Source organism: Ruegeria sp. AH7, assembly GCF_056541325.1.
This window is the reverse complement of sequence record NZ_JBQFYF010000006.1, coordinates 191,516-209,616: the sequence shown is the minus strand read 5'-3', so window position 1 is coordinate 209,616 and position 18,101 is coordinate 191,516. Positions and strand designations below refer to the sequence as shown.

Below are 18,101 nucleotides of genomic sequence, written 5' to 3'. Positions count from 1 at the left end.
GGTATAAAGCTGACACAATCTTGTGACGTTTAGGCCTGGATTACGAGTAACGGAGGCTGACATGCCCCAAGCAGCGCCACCCCTGAAAGACCTGGGCCTGGAAGGGCGCGAAGAGATTTTCGTCGGTTTTCTTCTGCTGCCCAGCTTTCCGATGGCCTGTCTGTCATCAGTGATCGAACCGTTGCGCGCGGCCAATGAAATCGCACAGAGAAAACTGTTTGTGTGGACACTGTATTCCGAGGATGGCGCGTCGGTTGAATGTAGTGCAGGCATTCAGTTTCAAGCTGGCGGCGCGTTGAACGCTATAGAAAGCGTTGATTTTCTTGTTGTCTTGTCCGAACCCGACGGGCAGTTTAATGAGCCAAATGACGTGTCCGCAAAGCTGCGCTACCTGTCGCGCCACGGCACCAGTCTATGCGCAATCAGCGGAGGAGTCTTTCCACTGGCCAAGTCCGGTGTGCTGGACGGACAAACCTGTTCGGTCCATTGGCTTTATCGCACCGCGTTCGAGCACGCTTTTCCTCAGATCGAGGTCAGCAATGATGTGATTGCCGTGAACCAACGCAGCTTTACCGCTTCAGGCGCGGCAGCGGCATTTGATCTCACGTTGCATATGATAGAAACCACTTTGGGTGATGCGATCATGACCGAGGTCGCGTGCTGGTTCCAGCATCCCGCGATCCGCAGCCCGAATATCCGCCAGAAAACCCCGACCTTTCAGACCGATGAAACCGCTGATCATCTACCAACCGTGGTCTCACATGCGGTTCGACTGTTTTCCGAGAACCTTGAGTTTCCGCTGACAACGCGCGAAATCGCACAGCAGGTTGGCGTATCGGCCCGCCATCTTGAGCGCAGCTTTCGCCAAGCGGTGGGCCAAAGCCCCGGCGAATACTATAGGCAGCTACGCCTGCGAGCAGCGCGGCAGCTGGTGATCTATACGCAGGATTCGCTCACATCCATCGCGCAGGCGGTTGGCTATACCAACCCGACCTCGATGTCGCGGCAATATGCCGAGCAATTTGGCGCCTCACCCCGCCAGGATCGTCAGGCGCGTAATCAGTTCCGGCATACGCGCGACAGCTTCCTGCACTGAATGCGGTTTAGCGCCCCCCGATCGACTGCGCCGCCTCTTCCAATGCGTGATACAGCGAACCTGCCGAGGACCTTGGCCCCAAAACCGCAAAGCGTGTTCCGGCTTCGATGCACCACAGGTAGCAGCCAATGTGATGAATGGCGCAACGGGTCGCTTTCTGGGCCTGCATAGCGCGAATATCTACGTTGCACAGCCGCTCGTACAGATCGCAGACAGAGGCGCCTGCTACATCAAACCGGCACCAGCTATCGGTTTGTTCAACCACCGAGGCCGTGTCCTGCAAGGCAGATTTGAGGTCTGCGGCAATGGCGTGATGTGAAGCATAGCTCGCGTCGATCATCCAACTGTCAGGACCAATCCAAAAGGCGGAGTACGGCGAACCGACCTCTGCGCCCCCAGGGTTAGGGAGTTCGATCCCTAGCGTGTCTTTTGCCCGTTTGGCGAATTTGGCATCCTGACCCAATCGCATTGACACGGAAGCCAAAGCGCGGTCGGCAACCTCGCTCAGGGTGATATCGCCAATGGTCGACACCTTTGGTTCACGCGCACCCAGTGCGGTGATGGCTTTCAGTTTATGCACGAAGACGCTCCCCTTCCGGATCGACAAAATGGGCGCTGACGACCTCAACCTCAGTCTCGGACCCTTCCAGAGGATTAACCAGACGGATGACTTCTCCTATCCGGTCAGCTCCGTTTTTCAGGAAACCAAGCCCGATCGAGGAACCCAGGTTTGGCGAATACGCCGCCGAGGTGACATAGCCCTGATCATGAGCTGCATCGACCGGCCCATCCTTGTTCATCAGATGCCCACCCGCAGTGACGGGTTGTGTGGCATTGACCGGTTTCAGCCCCACCAATCGCAACGCGTCCGGTTCATTCAACCCGCCCCGTTCGCTGAGCGTATTGCCGATACAGTCTTTCTTCTTGCTGACCATCCGCCCAAGGCCGAGGTTCAGCGCCGTTGTCGTGCCATTGATCTCATTGCCTGTCGCGTGACCTTTTTCGATCCGCATAACACCCAGGGCTTCGGTGCCATAGGGGGTCACATCAAACTCTTCTCCTGCCTCCATCAGCGCCCGGATCAGGGCGTCACCATAGCGGGTCGGCACCGCGATCTCATAGGCCAGCTCACCGCTGAACGAGATACGGAACAGCCGCGCGCGGCAGCCGCCGCAGACCGTGATTTCGCTGCAGGCCATGAACGGGAAGGCGTCGTTTGAGATGTCGAACTCGGCATCAACCAGTTTTTGCAGCAGCTTGCGCGAATTTGGCCCGGCAACAGCATATTGCGCCCAGGCCTCGGTGGTTGAGATCAGTTGAACATCCAGATCGGGCCACAGACATTGCCGCGCAAATTCCATCTGGCGATAGACCAAAACTGCGTTTGCCGTGGTTGTGGTGACAACGAAATGATCCTCGGAAAACCGCGCGGCGGTGCCGTCGTCATAGGCGATACCATCCTCACGCAACATCAGACCATAACGCACCTTGCCGACAGGCAGTTTGGCGAAACCGTTCGAGTAGATCTTGTTCAGAAACTCCGCCGCATCCGCACCTTGCACGTCGATCTTGCCCAGCGTGGTCACATCGCAGATGCCGACCGAGTTGCGGGTCGCCAGAACCTCGCGATCCACCGATTGCCGCCAATGGGTTTCGCCCTTGCGCGGATACCACTGCGCACGCAGCCAGTCGCCCGCTTCCGTGAATACCGCGCCCTGCTCGACTGCCCATTTGTGGCTTGGGGTCTCGCGGGTTGGATGGAAATGCTTGCCAATGGCGCGTCCGGCTAGCGTCCCCATGGCCACCGGCGTATAGGGTGGTCGGAAAATCGTCGTCCCGGTCTCGGGGATCGACTTGCCGGTCATCTCGGCCATCACCGCCAGACCGCCCATATTCGAGGTCTTGCCCTGATCGGTTGCCATCCCAAGGGTCGTATAGCGTTTCAAATGCTCGACCGAGACATAGTTCTCCTGATGCGCCAGTTTCACATCCTTGACCGTCACGTCGTTCTGCTGGTCGATCCAGGCCCGGCCTTTGCCGTCTTTCACATACCAGAAGGGCTGCAGGTTGACCGGCGCATCCTCGGCTTCCGGCAGATCGCCCGGCGTGGTCTGAATTCCCAGATCAGCCAGCGCCTCGACTGCACGGGCGGCCCCGGTTTCCAGCGCGCCATGGGTCGACAACGCGCCTGCGGCTGCACCAGCCACAGACAGGCCAACCGGAAGAGATTCACCCGGCACAAACGCAGCCAGATCCTCGTTCCACTCAGGCCGCCCACGCTGATGGCACGTCAGATGAACGTTCGGATTCCAGCCGCCCGAAACAGCAAGCGCACCGCAGATAACATCCGTGGTAAAGCCTTGCTGCGTTTGGATCGTAATGGTCTCAAGGCCGAGCCGCCCTTTGCTGCCAATGACCTGAGCCCCGGCAAACAGCTCGGCACCCGCGACCGCTGGCGCATCGGCTCGCGTGTCGATCACCGCGGCGACATTGACGCCCTTTGCCATCAGGTCCGCAGCGGTGCGATGCCCGTCATCGTTATTGGTGAAGACCGCCACCCGTTCATGCGGCGTCACCGCCCAGCGATTGGCATACGAGCGCACGGCCCCCGCCATCATGATGCCTGGTCGATCATTGTTCGGGAAAGCGATGGGGCGCTCGGTAGCACCTGCACACAGAACCGCCCGTTTCGAATAGATCCGCCAGAAGATCTGACGCGGCTCGGCCGCTCCGGGCTGCGGTTTGTGGTCCGCGATCCGTTCAACTGCGCCGTAGATGCCGTGGTCGAATGCCCCGATCACCGTGGTGCGCGGCAACAAGCGGACATTGTCCATAGACATGAGTTCGGCCACGGTTTGAGCCGCCCAAGCTGACCCCGCTATGTCACTGATGGCAAAACTCTCGGAGTTCAGCCGTCCACCCAGGGCAAAATCTTCATCCGCCAGAATGACCCGCGCCCCGGCACGGCCTGTCGTCAGGGCGGCAGATAGACCCGCAGGACCTGCGCCGATCACGAGCAGATCGCAATGAAGGAAGCCTTTGTCATATAGGTCTGGATCATCTTCGCCCGACACGCTGCCCAGCCCGGCGGCGTGGCGGATGATGGGCTCGTACAGCTTCTCCCAAAACGCCTTGGGCCACATGAAGGTTTTGTAGTAAAAGCCCGCCGTCAGGAAGTTGCTGAACAGATCGTTGACCGCCATCACGTCGCGTTGCAGTGACGGCCACCGGTTCTGAGACTGCGCCTCAAGCCCATCATACAGCTCAGCCACAGTCGCGCGTGTATTTGGCTCCTGCCGCCCGCCTTGGCGCAGTTCGACCAGCGCGTTGGGTTCTTCAGACCCGGCGGTCAGCACACCGCGTGGACGATGGTATTTGAACGATCGGCCCATAAGGCGCACGCCATTGGCCAGCAAGGCCGAGGCCAGCGTATCGCCTGCAAGCCCTTGATAGCTTTTGCCATCAAAGGTGAAGTTCAGGCTTTGCCCGTGGTCGACTAGCCCACCGTTTAGTCGATTGATCTGTCCGCTCATCTGCCGCGCCCCCGTGCCCGGGCCACGTCGCGGGCCAGTTCAACTTTGGTAATTTCATGAGTCAGCGTGTTGCGCGTGACCACCAGCCACGACCGGTCACCTTGTTCATGATACCAGAGCTCCCGATGCTCACCCGCCGGGTTATCGCGCAAGTAGAGATAGTCATGAAACGCTTCGTCCGCGTTGTCGGCCTGCCGGTCGGGTCGGTTGATCAACGCCGCGTCGCCCAGATACACGAATTCCTGCGCATCGCGGGGGCCGAGAAGAGGATGTTCGATAATCATATGTCGGCTCCCTCAATGCAGGTTGGGCTGCGCGCCCGCCCCTCGTTCATCAATCATGTGCCCGGTGCGGAACCGATCCAGACGATAGGCTGTCGCCACCTCATGCGGGCGGTCTGTCGACAGCAAATGCGCAAAGCACCAGCCCGAGGCTGGCGTAGCCTTGAAGCCTCCATAGCACCAGCCGCCATTGAAATAGAGCCCATCGATCCCGGTGCGATCAATGAATGGTGAACCATCCATCGACATGTCCATCACACCGCCCCAGGCCCGCAAAAGACGCACCCGGCCCAGGGCCGGGATCAGTGAGATGCCGCTTTCCACGACATGCTCGATCACCGGAAGGTTCCCGCGTTGTGCATAGGTGTTGTACATGTCGATATCGCCGCCAAAGACCAGACCGCCCTTGTCGGATTGGCTCAGGTAGAAATGCCCGGCACCATAGGTGATCACACCCGGGATTATCGGTTTCAGCCCTTCGGACACAAACGCCTGCAGCACATGGCTTTCGATGGGCAAACGCATCCCCGCCTTCTGCATCACCCGACTGGACGAGCCCGCAACGGCCACGCCGACTTTCTTGGCCCCGATATACCCGCGTGAGGTCTCAACCCCCTTTACCTTGCCGTTTTCAATGCGAAAGCCGGTCACTTCACAGTTCTGAATAATATCTACGCCGCGCATATCTGCGCCGCGCGCATAGCCCCAGGCCACCGCGTCGTGGCGCACTGTGCCGCCACGCCGATGCAGCAGGCCTCCTTTGATTGGGAACCGCGCGTTGTTGAAGTTCAAGAACGGGTACATTGCGCGAACGCCTTCGGTGTCCAACAACTCGGCATCCGAGCCGTTCAGGATCATCGCATTGCCCCGCCGCCGCGCCGCATCGACCTGCGCATCGGTATGCACAAGGTTCAGAATACCGCGCTGGCTGACCATGGCATTGAAATTGAAATCCTGTTCCAACCCTTCCCACAGTTTCAGCGAGAATTCATAGAAAGGCTCATTCCCATCCAGCAGATAATTCGAGCGGATGATGGTTGTATTTCGCCCAACGTTGCCGCCGCCGATCCAGCCTTTTTCCAGCACGGCGATCCGCGCCTCGCCGAATTCCTTGGCCAGATAGTAAGCGGTGGCCAACCCGTGGCCGCCGCCACCCACGACGATGATGTCATATTCGCTTTTGGGCTCGGGATCGCGCCAGGCTGGTCGCCAGCCTTTGTGCCCTGTCAACGCTTCTTTAATGATCCGAAATCCGGAATATTGCATGGCTCACTCGTGTCAGTTTGAAAACAACATGCGCGATTCGAGGGAGGATGGCTTAGATGAAATGCGGTCTAGACTTGTCTTTTTGCGACCTGATGCCGGGTCTCGGTATTGGCGTCTTAACCCAGTTTTTGGCTTAGAATGAAAGCGCTGCATTCGTTAGTCAGCTGTTTGAACCGCGATTTTTCTTTTTTGTACAGATACACCTGTCGCTTGTCCGGCAGGTCAGACAGCAAGCGGAACGCTGTGGTTTCCGGGATGAAGCGCGCGACGGTTTGCGGCAATATGGTGACCCACTTGCCGGTTCGAACCATCGTGATCAGCGAATGTGTATTGTGAATTGTGACCTCGGCATCGGCAATGGCCGTCACAAACTTTGGCGTCTGGATCAGATCGCAGAGTGCATTGCGAACGAATGAGGCGGCAATCACATCCTCAACAGTCGGCAGTTCAGGTTGCGCCATCAAAGGATGATCCGAGGCGCAGACCAGACCAAACTGGTCTTCGAACAAGGGGATCGCGTTGATGCCCTTAAGCGGGTGGAAGCCCGATGCGATGCCAATATCGGCTTTGCCTTCCGATAGCGCGTCCAGAACCTGTTGCGTGTCTGTATCCCGCAACTCAACCTTCACTCCCGGAAACCGCTGTGTCATGTGTTCGAGGACCGACGGAAAGATGAGCGCCGCAACCGAAGGGACCGAGGCGATGCGGATCAGCCCGTGAGAGGCATCTGCCGCGGCCTCAATCGACTGAACCGTCTGGTCGAATTGACGCACCTGTTTCTGGGAAATCTCAAATACCTGCTCACCCAACGCGGAGAGGTGGTTCTTGCGCTCACCTACAAACAGCTTTTTGCCCAGATGGCTTTCGAATTGCTTGAGGGTCATCGAAACAGCTGATTGCGTGCGCCCCAGCCTGTCGGCGGCTTCGGACAGGTTGCCGGTTTGCGCTACGGCACAGAAACAGCGCAGCATTTCAATTTTTATGGCCATATTTCAGCTTTTCTGAAGTCAGATTAATTTATTTGAGTTTGACTGATGTTACCCGCCGAGTCCATTCTGCATCAAACTTTCTTTGACCTGGGGCCCATTGTGACCAATCTGAACCTGATCGCCGGCGAATGGCTGGCCGGCGAAAGCGAAATCGAAAACCGCAATCCTTCCGATCTGACCGATGTGATCGGCCATTATGCTCAGGCCAGTGCTGATCAGCTGGAAGCGACGCTGGATCAGGCGCGTGTAGCGCAGGCCGAATGGGCCGCCTATGGGCTGGAGCGCAAGCAGACCGTTCTGATGAATATCGGCAATGAACTGATGGCCCACGCCGAAGAATTGGGCACGCTTCTTAGCCGCGAGGAAGGAAAGCCGCTCGCCGAAGGCAAGGGCGAGGTATTCCGGGCCGGTCAGTTCTTTACCTACTATGCCGCCGAATGCCTGCGCCAGATTGGTGAGAACGCCGATTCCGTGCGCCCGGGTATCGAAATTGATGTGCGCCGCGAGGCCGTTGGCGTCGTCGCCGTGATCAGCCCCTGGAACTTCCCGACCGCAACCGCGTCCTGGAAAATCGCCCCGGCGCTGTGCTATGGTAACGCTGTGGTCTGGAAGCCTGCCAACATCACCCCGGCCTCGGCCGTCGCCCTGACCGAAATCATCAACCGTAAGGACATCCCTAGGGGTCTATTTAGCCTCGTGATGGGCTCGGGCCGGTCGATTGGGCAACGCTTGGTTGAAAGCCCCAAGGTCAATGCCATCTCGTTCACCGGGTCGGTTCCGGTGGGCAAAGGAATCGCCTTGGCAGCCATCCAGAACCTGACCAAAGTGCAGATGGAGATGGGGTCCAAGAACGCTCTGGCTGTGATGGATGACGCCGATCTCGACCTTGCCGTCTCGCTGGCTCTGGGTGGTGCCTTTGGTGGCACCGGTCAGAAATGCACCGCCTCCTCTCGCCTGATCGTTCATGCGGCCGTTCACGATGCCTTTGTCGAAAAACTGGTCGCTGGTACGCAGGCGATGAAAGTTGGTCATGCGCTGGAAGACGGCACCCAGATGGGCCCTGTTGTCAGTGAACAGCAATTGTCGGAAAACTTGGCTTATGTGGATCTGGGCAAATCCGAAGGGGCTGAACTGGCCTGTGGCGGCCAACGTTTGGACATGCCCCATGACGGCTATTACATGTCACCCGGCGTGTTCCTGAACACCACCAACGACATGCGCATCAACCGGGAAGAGATGTTTGCGCCGCTGACATCGGTCATCAAGGTGGGTAGCTATGATGAGGCACTGGCCACCGTCAACGACACCAATTTCGGACTGACTTCAGGCATCGTCACGCAGAACCTGGCGCGTGCCACCCATTTCCGCCGCAACGCGCGCACTGGCGTGGTGACCGTGAACCTGCCCACCGCAGGCACTGATTATCACGTGCCCTTTGGCGGTCGTGGTGATAGCTCGTATGGCCCCCGCGAGCAGGGCAAGGCAGCGGCCGAGTTCTACACCACGGTCAAAACCGCTTATATCAGCGCTGGAAAGCCGATGTGATGCGGATCGACGGGCTGCAATACGCCAATTGGTCGGAAAAGATCTTTCGGCAATTGCGCGAAGGTGGCGTGGACGCGATCCATGTCACCATCGCCTATCATGAGAATTTTCGCGAAACGGTTCTGAACTTTGAAAAATGGAACCGCTGGTTCGAACAATACCCGGACCTGATCATGAAAGGCCGCTGGGCCAGCGATATCGACATAGCGCGAGAAACTGGCAGGACGGCGGTTTTCTTTGGCTTCCAGAACCCCTCACCCATCGAAGATGATATCGGCCTGGTGGAAATCCTGCATGATCTAGGCGCGCGGTTCATGCAGCTGACCTATAACAACCAATCCCTGCTCGCGACGGGTTGCTATGAAGCCGAGGACACCGGCATTACCCGCATGGGCAAGCAGGTGATCAAAGAGATGAATCGTGTAGGTCTTGTTGTCGACATGAGCCATTCTGCGGATCGGTCGACCATCGAGGCTGCCGACCTGTCCGAACGTCCCATCGCCATCACTCACGCTAATCCGCACGAATGGTCACCCGCTTTGCGCAACAAGCGTGACGAGGTGATCCGTGCGGTGACAGAAAATGGTGGGATGCTCGGGTTTTCGGTCTATCCTCATCACCTGAAAGACAAGTCTGACTGCACGCTGGAAAGCTTTTGCGAAATGATCGCACGGACGGCTGAGAAGTTCGGCGCCGAACATTTGGGGATCGGCACGGACCTGTGCCAGGATCAGCCCGACAGCGTGGTCGAATGGATGCGCGTTGGACGCTGGACCAAAGAAATTGACTATGGCGAAGGGTCGGCAAGCAATGCAGGTTTCCCCCCGATGCCACACTGGTTCAACGACAACCGTGACTTTGGCAATATCGAGGACGGGTTGCGTGCAACCGGCTTGAATAGCGACGAAGTGGCCGGGATCATGGGAGGCAACTGGTACCGGTTCTTTGCCGAAAACTTCGTCGCTCAGGGGTGATGGGATGGAAACTCAGACCGAGACACAGATCGAAAGACGAGACCCAGCAACGGTCATGCGCCTGTCGCGGCTGGGGTCGCTGCATCAATGCCGATTAAGCTTCATGCGACAGCTGACGCGCCGTTTGGCGCAGGATAATTGGTCTTTCACACGTCCGGTTTTTGACATTGACGCCAATGGGGTTGGCCGTGCCGTCTATACAGCGCAGGGGCCGGAACGGGCCTATTCTCTGGTGGCCTTTGCCCATGATCTGCCTCCGGAACAACGATCCGACCGCGTAATCGCCGAAGCCTGGGACGCCACCTTTACGCTCTTTGATGGTATCCCGACCCAGGCCGATATCGACCGCCTGGCACAGAACGTACCTTTGCAAGAGGCGGGACGTGTCAGCGAGAGCGAACTGTCCCTGTCCCGCGCCAACCGGTCTGTCCGGTTGTGGGCGCATGTTGTGGATGCCCTGGCTGCTGGACAGCAACCCGATTTGTCGCAGATACATCAGGTCGGTTACTTGATGCGTACAACTGCTGTCTACGGATCGGGCAAATTCGGCGCGGCAGATCGCGAAAAGGTTGCCAACCGCCCCGAGGCGCAAGCTCCGTTTCAGATTGAGATGCTGTCCGTGTTTCTGATCCGAACCTTTGTGCGTGATCTTGTGCAGCATATGGCCAATGCCAAAGGCGGCGATCAGGCCGCGCAACTGGAGCCCGAGATCGCGCGTTGGCTGGGGATCGGGAATTCTACCGGGTTGGGCATGGCCCCCTTCATCGTCAACCACCCGGTTCTGTTCAACAACTGGATCATGGCACGGGAAGAGGCGATCGCTCGTGTCCGCTCGGTCGCTACAGCAACGCGGGACGAAGTAGATCAGTTCCGCAACCTGTTCCGTCGTAGCCAGCTGTCGATTTCATGGTGGCAGTCTGAACATCCGATACAGATCAAAAAACTCGCGCATTTGAACGCCGATCTTAAGGCGATTGCGGCCTATCTGGACGATGATGACCTGAGTGGCGTTAGTCCGTGGGATCGACTCGTCAGTTGGTCTGAAACCGCGCTGAGTGAGGAAGGGCAGGAGTTTGTGGCTTCGCTTATCCTCGAACCCTATCCGGGTCTTGTTGACGGGTTGACATCCTGCATGGCGGACAGCCGGACCGAGGCTTTTGTGATCAATGGCAGAATGTCCATCGGCCAAGCCTGTGGTCTAATCCAAGAAACATATGGATGGGCGCTTGATCTGGATTGGACGGCTCGGGAACACTGTGCCCGCGCCTGGTACGTGTCCGAAGAAAAGCTGGAACCCCGACTGGGTGAACGGTTCGAAGAACCTATCGAGGCGTATGAACAACCCCTTGCCCCAGCGCGCGATGCCGCTGCGGCTTATGGAGCGCTGAACGATTGGGATGACAGCCAGACCATTGCCGAGTTTTTGCTGCGCCACCCCGAACACCGCCACACGATCCGTCGCGCGCAACTGGCGCGTTCCACACCGTATGGGGAAATCCGCGACAATACGATCGGGAACGCAGTGTTGCCCATCGATATGTTGCGGGCAAAACTGTCTTTCTTTGGCGCGACGCATTTCGATCCGCGCTCGGATCGGTGGGTGCGCATCTGCATGTATTCCGGCGCGCCTTATCCCGAAGAACTGACCGCTGAGAACGCCGACCTATGGGTTTATCCGCAGGAACCCGCATGAACTTTTCATTGAACGAGATGGAGGCGACTGCCAAACGCGCCACCCGTGGTGCGGGATATTCTTGGGGCCAAGCCGAGGAAGCGGCCAAAGCAACAAGATGGCTTTGTGAAAAAGGCTTGGATGGGGCCGGAACGCTGGCAACGTTGTTGAGCCTTGGCTACGCATCCAATCCCGATTTACACCGCCCTAAGCAAATCGAGGGTGTTTGGGCAGGCGACGCAGCCCTCTGTCCGCTTTCAGTCGGTCCCTTGCTTTCAGACTGTGTTCACATGTTGGACGAAGGCCCGATTGAGATTCATGATCTTGCAGCCCCTGCCTTGATATTGCCTTTTGCGTCTTATGCCGCACGAGCGCTGAATTGTGTGATCGCGGTTGAGATTGATCGGGTCCACTCCATCACAGATGGCGCTGCTCTATCGGCACTCGACATGCCTGCGGCCCCGGCACAACGCGTTATGGTTCAACGCAGCACAGAACCGGTTTCACACCGCGATCCGCATACGCGCGCTGTTCCGACCCAAAAGGATTGGGAGACGCTACTTACCTTCGCCCACCGCACTTATGCCCCAGCGACCGAGGAATCCCGTTTGCTGGGGGCCGGTGCCGGGCTTTCCGACAATGACTAAAGAGAGATACACGTGACCGAAACTCACACCCTGACCCTCGCAGAAATCGAAGACCTGTCGTTCCGCGCCCTTGTGGCAGCCGGGACCTCCGAGGCAAATGCCCGCCCGCTGGCGCAAGCCACGGCAGCGACCGAAGCGGATGGCGTCGCCAGCCACGGGCTGGCCTATATCCCGATCTATTGCGAACATGTGCAATGTGGGAAGGTCGATGGGATGGCGAAGCCCGTATTGTCACGCCCGAAACCCAGTGTTGTGGCCGTAGACGCCGCCACCGGCTTTGCGCATTCCGCGATCGACACGGGGTTCGAGGCGCTGATCCCTGCTGCCCGCGAACAGGGCGTCGCGGTCCTGGCCATCCGAAACAGCTATAACTGCGGTGTTCTGGGCTATCATACGCATCGTCTGGCTCAAGCCGGTCTGGTTGGCTTGGGCTTTACCAACGCCCCGGCGTCAATTGCGCCGTCGGGAGGCTCAAAACCTGTTGTCGGCACCAACCCGTTCTCAATTGCGGCACCGGGTCCCGATGGCCAGCCTGCGCTGTTGATCGACCAAAGCGCCAGCACCATCGCCAAAAGCGAGGTGATGAAACACGCGCGCGAAGGCAAGCCGATCCCGGTTGGTTGGGCGCTAGACGCTGACGGCAATCCGACCACCGATCCAGAAGTGGGCTTAAAGGGCTCCATGGCGCCTTCGGGCGGCTACAAAGGCGTTGGCGTCGCGCTGATGGTCGAGCTTTTGGCCGCCGCGATGACAGGGGCCACGCTGGGCATCAACGCCTCGCCGTTTTCAGGAACCGCAGGTGGCCCGCCAAAAACCGGTCAGTTCTTTATAGCGATTGATCCTGTCGCAACCGCAGGTGGCGCGTTTGATGCCGGGATTTCCAACCTGATCGAGGCGATACGGTCGCAGGAAGGAGCGCATCTGCCCGGGGACGGTCGTGGTTCAAAACGTATCGTCGCTCAGACCGAGGGTGTTGCGGTGAACGCGGCAACACTGGCTAAGGTCGAAGCAATTCTGGGATGAGCAAATGGTGCAGAGCGGAGGTTGGGCGCTCTAGCCTCTGCACTATTTGGGAGCAAACAGCAGCTTCAGATAAGTTCTGAACAGCATGATTTGTTCCGAGGCGTTGTTGTGTTCTCGCAAGGCCCGTTGCAGCACAAGCCCACCCTCGACCACGCCAGAGACCATATCGCCAAGCGCATCCATATTGACGGCTTCGCGCGGCTCGTAAATCTCGGCAATCTCTTCGAACATCCCGCGGAATCGTTTGCGCCAGCCAAGGATGGCCTGACGGTTTAGCTCGCGCACGCCCTCATCGAACAACCGATCCTGATAGGCGGTTGATGCAATAACGCATCCAGGGTGACCGGTTGGCATTTCTTCCAGCATCTCCGCCAAGAGTTTCAGACCGATAAGCATGCAATGCAGCGGGTCGTCGTTCAACTCGCGCGCGCGGGCGAACAGATCATCATAAAGCTTGTTCTCGACTTCGATATAGCGCTCCAACATGGCCCGCGCCAAAGCGTTCTTATCCTTGAAGTGATAGAAAAACCCACCGCGCGAGATCTCTGCACCGGCAACGATTTCTTCGATCGAGGTCGCCTCGAACCCCTTTTCCAGCACCGAAGCCTCAGCAATGTCGAGGATTCGGCTGCGGGTGTCCAGTTTTTGATCCATTGCGCCCCTCCCTACTGTACTGCGAGTCCAGTTCACTGGACCTTCAAGCTTGGCCTGGCGGTCACATTTTGGGTTACTGCCTGAAATGACAGCAAAAAATTAGCCACTGCAACCGAACCACGCGGCAACTATCGGCCCGGTCGGGTTCAAGAGTACCACTTTCGCATCAACGGACAAGGATTGCTTCGATGCGACTGAACGCTTTCAAAGACACGCAACGCTTCTTCCTTTCAGATGGAGGGTTGGAGACTTTTTTGATTTTCGACAAAGGCTATGACCTGCCCTGTTTTTCTGCTGCCGTATTGTTGGATACAGAACAGGGGCGTGCGGATCTGGCCGCATATTTCACCCGTTTCATCGATATTGCGAAATCAACTGGGCGCGGATTCATTCTGGATGCGCCAACCTGGCGTGCAGGAACCGCATGGGCCGGACCGCTGGGTCAGACGCTGAAACAGGTGATGGATACAAATACCCGCGCGGTTTCCTTCGTATCCAACCTGCGCGCGCGGCACGAGACCGAGAGTTGCCCCATTCTGATCAACGGCTTAGTTGGGCCAGCAGGCGATGCTTATGCGCCAGATACCGAGATTTCGGCGCAAGAGGCGCTGCTGATCCACGCGCCTCAGATTCAGGTTTTGGGCAAGGCCGGGGTCGACATGATCAGCGCGATGACTTTGACCCACGCCGCTGAGGCCATCGGGATCGTGCAAGCTGCAAAGGAAATCGATCTACCTGTCGTCATCGCGTTTACGCTGGAAACGGATGGCCGGCTGCCATCCGGACAAAGGCTGCAAGACGCGATTGCCGAGGTGGATGCGGCCACCAACAAGGGCCCGCTTTACTACATGATTAATTGCGCGCATCCGGACCATTTTCGCGACGTGCTCGATGCGGGTGCAGACTGGGCCCTTCGGATCGGCGGTGTTCGCGCCAATGCCTCTCGTCAAAGTCACGCGGAGCTCGACGCGGCAGAGGTTCTCGACGATGGCGATCCGGTCGAACTGGGCCAACTGAGCACGGATCTCTTGGCGCACCTTCCGAACATTCGGGTTTTGGGCGGCTGCTGTGGCACCGACCACCGGCATGTTGGTTGCATTGCGGGGCATGATCCATCGCGTCCTGCGGCCTGAGCTTTCTCAAATCTACATCTCTGAAAGGAAAACCAATGTTTAAGACATTTCTAACCTCGACCGCGCTGATGCTGTCGCTGGCCACCTATGCCAAGGCCGAAGCGCCTTTGGCCTTTGACGTGGCCGAGGATCACACACGTATCCATATGGCAACCGCGCCTTTGCACGAAAACGGCATGCCTGCACATGGCAATGCCTTTGTCAGCCAGGGCTATATCTATCCTGCGGGCACGCTTGCCGAAGGCACTGTTGGTGTTCTTGAAGATGGCAGCCCTGCCTTTCCAGATCTGGTTCTGGGCACTTGGACATGTGACGGGTATTTCGTTGGCGAAGGTGGCAATGCCACCACCGGAGTCTGGATCATAAGTCGCCAAACCTTTGCCTTCGACGACGGCGCAACGGTCGTGACCCAAGGCACCGAGATCGCGGATATAGGGCAGCCAAACCTGCGGCCTGTGACTGGCGCAACAGGTGAATTCGCCGACATCAATGGTGGGTTGATCCAGACAACGCTTGGTTTCAACGATTTTTGGGGGCTGAGTGCGACCTATGTGTTTGAAGACCGCACGCCTGATCCCACATCGGCGCCGGATCATGCCAGCTATGGCACTGACCAGATTGATAAAACGGATCATCTGGAATGGGACTCGGGCGTGCCCGTTGGCCCGATCTTTGACGACGGCCTGAGCCCATCGACCTAGTCCCGCCAAAAAGAACGATTGGGCCAAATGCCGGCCCGATTTAATCTATTGTTTCACAAAGAGCGCTAAGATGAATATTCAAAATCAAACCCTTATCCGCCAAGCGGATGTTTCTGATGCGGAACACCTCGCCAAGTTGATCAACCTTGCGGGCGAAGGTATCCCTAATTGGCTGTGGACCCGTTCCTGCATCGAAGGGCAAACACCGCTAGAAGTTGGTATTGAACGTGCAAAACGCAAAACCGGCGGCTTTTCCTATACAAATGCGCTGGTTGCGGAGCGTGGGGGACAGGCCCAAGGTATGGTTCTTAGCTACGCGATTGCCGAGGCGCCAACCGACAACCCAGACGACCTACCTGCCCCGATTGCGCCGTTTGTAGCGCTTGAAAAGCTATCGGTCGATACCTGGTTCATCAACGCGCTGGCGGTTTTCCCTCAAGGACGAAACCAGAGCATCGGGACGCAGCTGATGGCCGCAGCCGAAGACCAAGCGAAGATCCAAGGATTCAGCAAGATGAGCATTCAGGTATACGCCCAGAACACGGGCGCGGTTCGACTGTATGACAGGCTGGGATATACGCTGGTGGCGCGCGAACCCGTGCGTCTGCACCCCTGCCCGCCTTACTATACTGGTGATGTTCTGCTGTTGATGAAAAACATCTAGGTCATGACTTGTGTTTGGTTGCCTTGGCGGGTCCAAACCACGAACGTGTTGCCGGGACCTATCGGCGCTTCTAGACTTGGTGCACTTCATTTGATCGCACCGGTATGGGACGCAAGATCGGTTCTTTGAGCAAAGTCATTAGGCGGAGGTAGCAGTCTTGACGCATCGAAAGCTTTATCTTGGTCCCCTGACAGACAACAGGCGCTGGGATATGGTCAGTATTCGACCTGATGATGTGTTTGTTGTGACACCCCCGAAATGCGGCACAACCTGGATGCAGACCATCGTGGCCTTGTTGCTTTCGGGCGATCCCGAAGTCGAAACAGAGCTGTCGATCAAGATGCCCTGGGTCGACATCCGCCTGCGCGAAATGCCCGGGATTGCCGCACGGCTTGAGGCAATGACCTGCCGCCGCAGTATGAAAAGCCATACTCCACTGGATGGCCTGCCGCTGGATGATCACGCGCATTATATCTGCGTGTTCCGGCATCCGCTGGACGCGCATTTTTCATTCCGGAATCACATTCGGAACATTCCCATACCGTGGTTCGATCACTGGTATCCTGAACATGATGACGACGGCACCACTTTCCGCCGGTTTCTGGATGGTGGTGCCGAAGGGTTTGATACAGACGCCATGCCGCTTGCGCATATCCTGCAACACTACAAAGCGGCAAAGGCCATGTCTGATCGGCCAAATGTCTCTTTGTTTCACTATTCTGATATGAAACGCGATTTAGCAGGCGTGTTCGCGCAGCTTTCAGAACTTCTGAATACGCCTCATTCAAAGCCGGTGATGCAACGGCTCATGGCAACCGCGACATTCGACCATATGAAAGAGAATGCCGAACGGTATGCCCCCAGCGGGGGAAAAGGCTTCTTCAAGTCAGATACAGAGTTTTTTCACAGCGGTTCCAGCGGTAAATGGCATGGCCAACTATCGGATCAGGAACTTGCCGCTTACGACGCCATCATGGACGAACACCTGAACCGGGAAGACCGGTTTTGGCTTGAAAATGGTCAAGGCTGATCTTCGGAAACCTGACAGAAACTTCGCACCAGTTTCAAATCCATTCTATGACGTGGCACGACCAGACTGGTTTCGTAGTACTTCTCCAACTCCCGGATCGGGACCTGAGTCAGCCCGGCCTCGGACCCTGCGCTGTTTTCCAGAAAGATGCCAACGCCCAATCCGGCCATGATCGCCTCTTTCATCACCGGAAATGTGGTGGTTTTGACAATCCGGCGCGGTGCCAGTTGCAGTTTGTCCAACGCCCTGGTTACGACCCTTTGCGTTAGCGATCCGCTTTCTGGTAACAAAAGCGTTTCATCCACGATCTGGGTGAGGCTTAGCACTTTGCGCCGCGACCAGTCATGCGTTTCCCTTACATATAGCACAAAGCGAGATGTGCAGAGCGGTTGAAGATACCACTCCGTGCTGATTGTAGGTTCGGTGATGACGCCAAAATCCACCTTGCGTTTCTGTAGCAACTCAATGGCGCTGCTCCAATCGCATAGCGCAAAGTCGATATCGACATTGGGGTATGTGTCGGCGAAGCGGGCGATCAAACCCAATGCTGGTTGCGGAGCGTTTGCGATTATCTTCAGATGGCCGCGTTCCAGTTCCGAAAAGCCCTGAACCTTTTCTTCTATGATCGTGTGCAGCGTCGCAAACCTGTCGGCGAGATCAAAGAACTCTTGCCCTGTTGCGGTTAACTCGATCCCATCGCGAGCCCGCACCAGCAGACGTGCACCCACATGTGCCTCAAGCTTGGCAATATGCTGTGAAACAGCGGATTGCGACACACCCAGCGCGCGCGCCGCGTTGGTCAGGCTGCCTTCTCGCACGACATAGGCGAAGGCTTTGAACTGATACGGATTTATGTTCATGTCGCCGCGCAGTTTAGCCTGCATAAGCAACAC

Annotated in this window: 17 protein-coding genes; 10 read left to right on the top strand and 7 right to left on the bottom strand. The window is 57.4% G+C overall.

What is annotated here, in order from left to right:
* Positions 1-61: 61 nt before the first annotated feature.
* On the top strand, positions 62-1,096 hold the full coding sequence (locus ACR0JX_RS15525) for a GlxA family transcriptional regulator (RefSeq protein WP_480544692.1): 1,035 nt from the start codon (positions 62-64) through the stop codon (positions 1,094-1,096).
* 7 nt (positions 1,097-1,103) lie between these two features.
* On the opposite strand, the gene ACR0JX_RS15520 is transcribed toward ACR0JX_RS15525, so the two are convergent.
* The 5 genes from ACR0JX_RS15520 to ACR0JX_RS15500 form a co-directional block, all read right to left on the bottom strand.
* Positions 1,104-1,676: a sarcosine oxidase subunit gamma gene (locus ACR0JX_RS15520; protein WP_480544691.1), complete on the bottom strand. Its 573-nt coding sequence runs from the start codon at positions 1,674-1,676 to the stop codon at positions 1,104-1,106.
* Entirely contained in the window at positions 1,669-4,629 is a 2,961-nt protein-coding gene (locus ACR0JX_RS15515; protein ID WP_480544690.1) for a sarcosine oxidase subunit alpha family protein, read from the bottom strand. The genes ACR0JX_RS15520 and ACR0JX_RS15515 overlap by 8 nt, the downstream gene beginning before the upstream one ends.
* Positions 4,626-4,913 carry a sarcosine oxidase subunit delta gene (locus ACR0JX_RS15510; protein ID WP_480544689.1) on the bottom strand — a complete coding sequence of 96 codons (288 nt, stop codon included), beginning with the start codon at positions 4,911-4,913 and terminating at the stop codon, positions 4,626-4,628. The genes ACR0JX_RS15515 and ACR0JX_RS15510 overlap by 4 nt, the downstream gene beginning before the upstream one ends.
* A 12-nt stretch (positions 4,914-4,925) precedes the next feature.
* On the bottom strand, positions 4,926-6,176 hold the full coding sequence (locus tag ACR0JX_RS15505) for a sarcosine oxidase subunit beta family protein (protein WP_480544688.1): 1,251 nt from the start codon (positions 6,174-6,176) through the stop codon (positions 4,926-4,928).
* Positions 6,177-6,292: 116 nt separating this feature from the next.
* Positions 6,293-7,165 carry a LysR family transcriptional regulator gene (locus ACR0JX_RS15500; protein ID WP_480544687.1) on the bottom strand — a complete coding sequence of 291 codons (873 nt, stop codon included), beginning with the start codon at positions 7,163-7,165 and terminating at the stop codon, positions 6,293-6,295.
* Between the two features lie 45 nt (positions 7,166-7,210).
* Here ACR0JX_RS15500 and ACR0JX_RS15495 point away from each other — a divergent pair, with 45 nt between their 5' ends.
* From ACR0JX_RS15495 to ACR0JX_RS15475, 5 genes are read left to right on the top strand one after another with little or no spacing between them, the layout of a single operon-like run.
* Positions 7,211-8,710, top strand: coding sequence for an aldehyde dehydrogenase family protein (locus ACR0JX_RS15495; protein ID WP_480544686.1), 1,500 nt, complete (start codon positions 7,211-7,213; stop codon positions 8,708-8,710).
* Positions 8,710-9,684 (top strand): membrane dipeptidase, encoded by a 975-nt coding sequence (locus tag ACR0JX_RS15490; RefSeq protein WP_480544778.1) that lies wholly within the window; start codon positions 8,710-8,712, stop codon positions 9,682-9,684. Before ACR0JX_RS15495 ends, ACR0JX_RS15490 begins: the two co-directional genes overlap by 1 nt.
* Before the next feature lie 4 nt (positions 9,685-9,688).
* Positions 9,689-11,377 carry a hypothetical protein gene (locus ACR0JX_RS15485; protein ID WP_480544685.1) on the top strand — a complete coding sequence of 563 codons (1,689 nt, stop codon included), beginning with the start codon at positions 9,689-9,691 and terminating at the stop codon, positions 11,375-11,377.
* Positions 11,374-12,003 carry a DUF3726 domain-containing protein gene (locus ACR0JX_RS15480; protein WP_480544684.1) on the top strand — a complete coding sequence of 210 codons (630 nt, stop codon included), beginning with the start codon at positions 11,374-11,376 and terminating at the stop codon, positions 12,001-12,003. Before ACR0JX_RS15485 ends, ACR0JX_RS15480 begins: the two co-directional genes overlap by 4 nt.
* A gap of 12 nt (positions 12,004-12,015) precedes the next feature.
* Positions 12,016-13,026 carry an Ldh family oxidoreductase gene (locus ACR0JX_RS15475; protein ID WP_480544683.1) on the top strand — a complete coding sequence of 337 codons (1,011 nt, stop codon included), beginning with the start codon at positions 12,016-12,018 and terminating at the stop codon, positions 13,024-13,026.
* A 42-nt stretch (positions 13,027-13,068) separates the two neighbouring features.
* On the opposite strand, the gene ACR0JX_RS15470 is transcribed toward ACR0JX_RS15475, so the two are convergent.
* Positions 13,069-13,680, bottom strand: a complete 612-nt coding sequence (locus ACR0JX_RS15470) for a TetR/AcrR family transcriptional regulator (RefSeq protein ID WP_353010028.1) — start codon at positions 13,678-13,680, stop codon at positions 13,069-13,071.
* Between the two features lie 188 nt (positions 13,681-13,868).
* Here ACR0JX_RS15470 and ACR0JX_RS15465 point away from each other — a divergent pair, with 188 nt between their 5' ends.
* The 4 genes from ACR0JX_RS15465 to ACR0JX_RS15450 all read left to right on the top strand — a co-directional run bounded on the left by ACR0JX_RS15465 (position 13,869) and on the right by ACR0JX_RS15450 (position 17,208).
* Positions 13,869-14,813 carry a homocysteine S-methyltransferase family protein gene (locus ACR0JX_RS15465; RefSeq protein ID WP_480544682.1) on the top strand — a complete coding sequence of 315 codons (945 nt, stop codon included), beginning with the start codon at positions 13,869-13,871 and terminating at the stop codon, positions 14,811-14,813.
* A 35-nt stretch (positions 14,814-14,848) separates the two neighbouring features.
* Positions 14,849-15,514: a hypothetical protein gene (locus ACR0JX_RS15460; RefSeq protein WP_480544681.1), complete on the top strand. Its 666-nt coding sequence runs from the start codon at positions 14,849-14,851 to the stop codon at positions 15,512-15,514.
* Positions 15,515-15,584: 70 nt separating this feature from the next.
* Positions 15,585-16,178: a GNAT family N-acetyltransferase gene (locus tag ACR0JX_RS15455; RefSeq protein ID WP_480544679.1), complete on the top strand. Its 594-nt coding sequence runs from the start codon at positions 15,585-15,587 to the stop codon at positions 16,176-16,178.
* Positions 16,179-16,389: 211 nt separating this feature from the next.
* Positions 16,390-17,208 carry a sulfotransferase domain-containing protein gene (locus tag ACR0JX_RS15450; RefSeq protein WP_480544678.1) on the top strand — a complete coding sequence of 273 codons (819 nt, stop codon included), beginning with the start codon at positions 16,390-16,392 and terminating at the stop codon, positions 17,206-17,208.
* Here the strand turns inward: ACR0JX_RS15450 and ACR0JX_RS15445 are convergent.
* The gene (locus ACR0JX_RS15445) at positions 17,199-18,092 is read right to left on the bottom strand and encodes a LysR family transcriptional regulator (RefSeq protein ID WP_480544677.1); all 894 of its coding nucleotides are present in this window, start codon (positions 18,090-18,092) and stop codon (positions 17,199-17,201) included. The genes ACR0JX_RS15450 and ACR0JX_RS15445 overlap by 10 nt on opposite strands.
* Positions 18,093-18,101 lie beyond the last annotated feature (9 nt).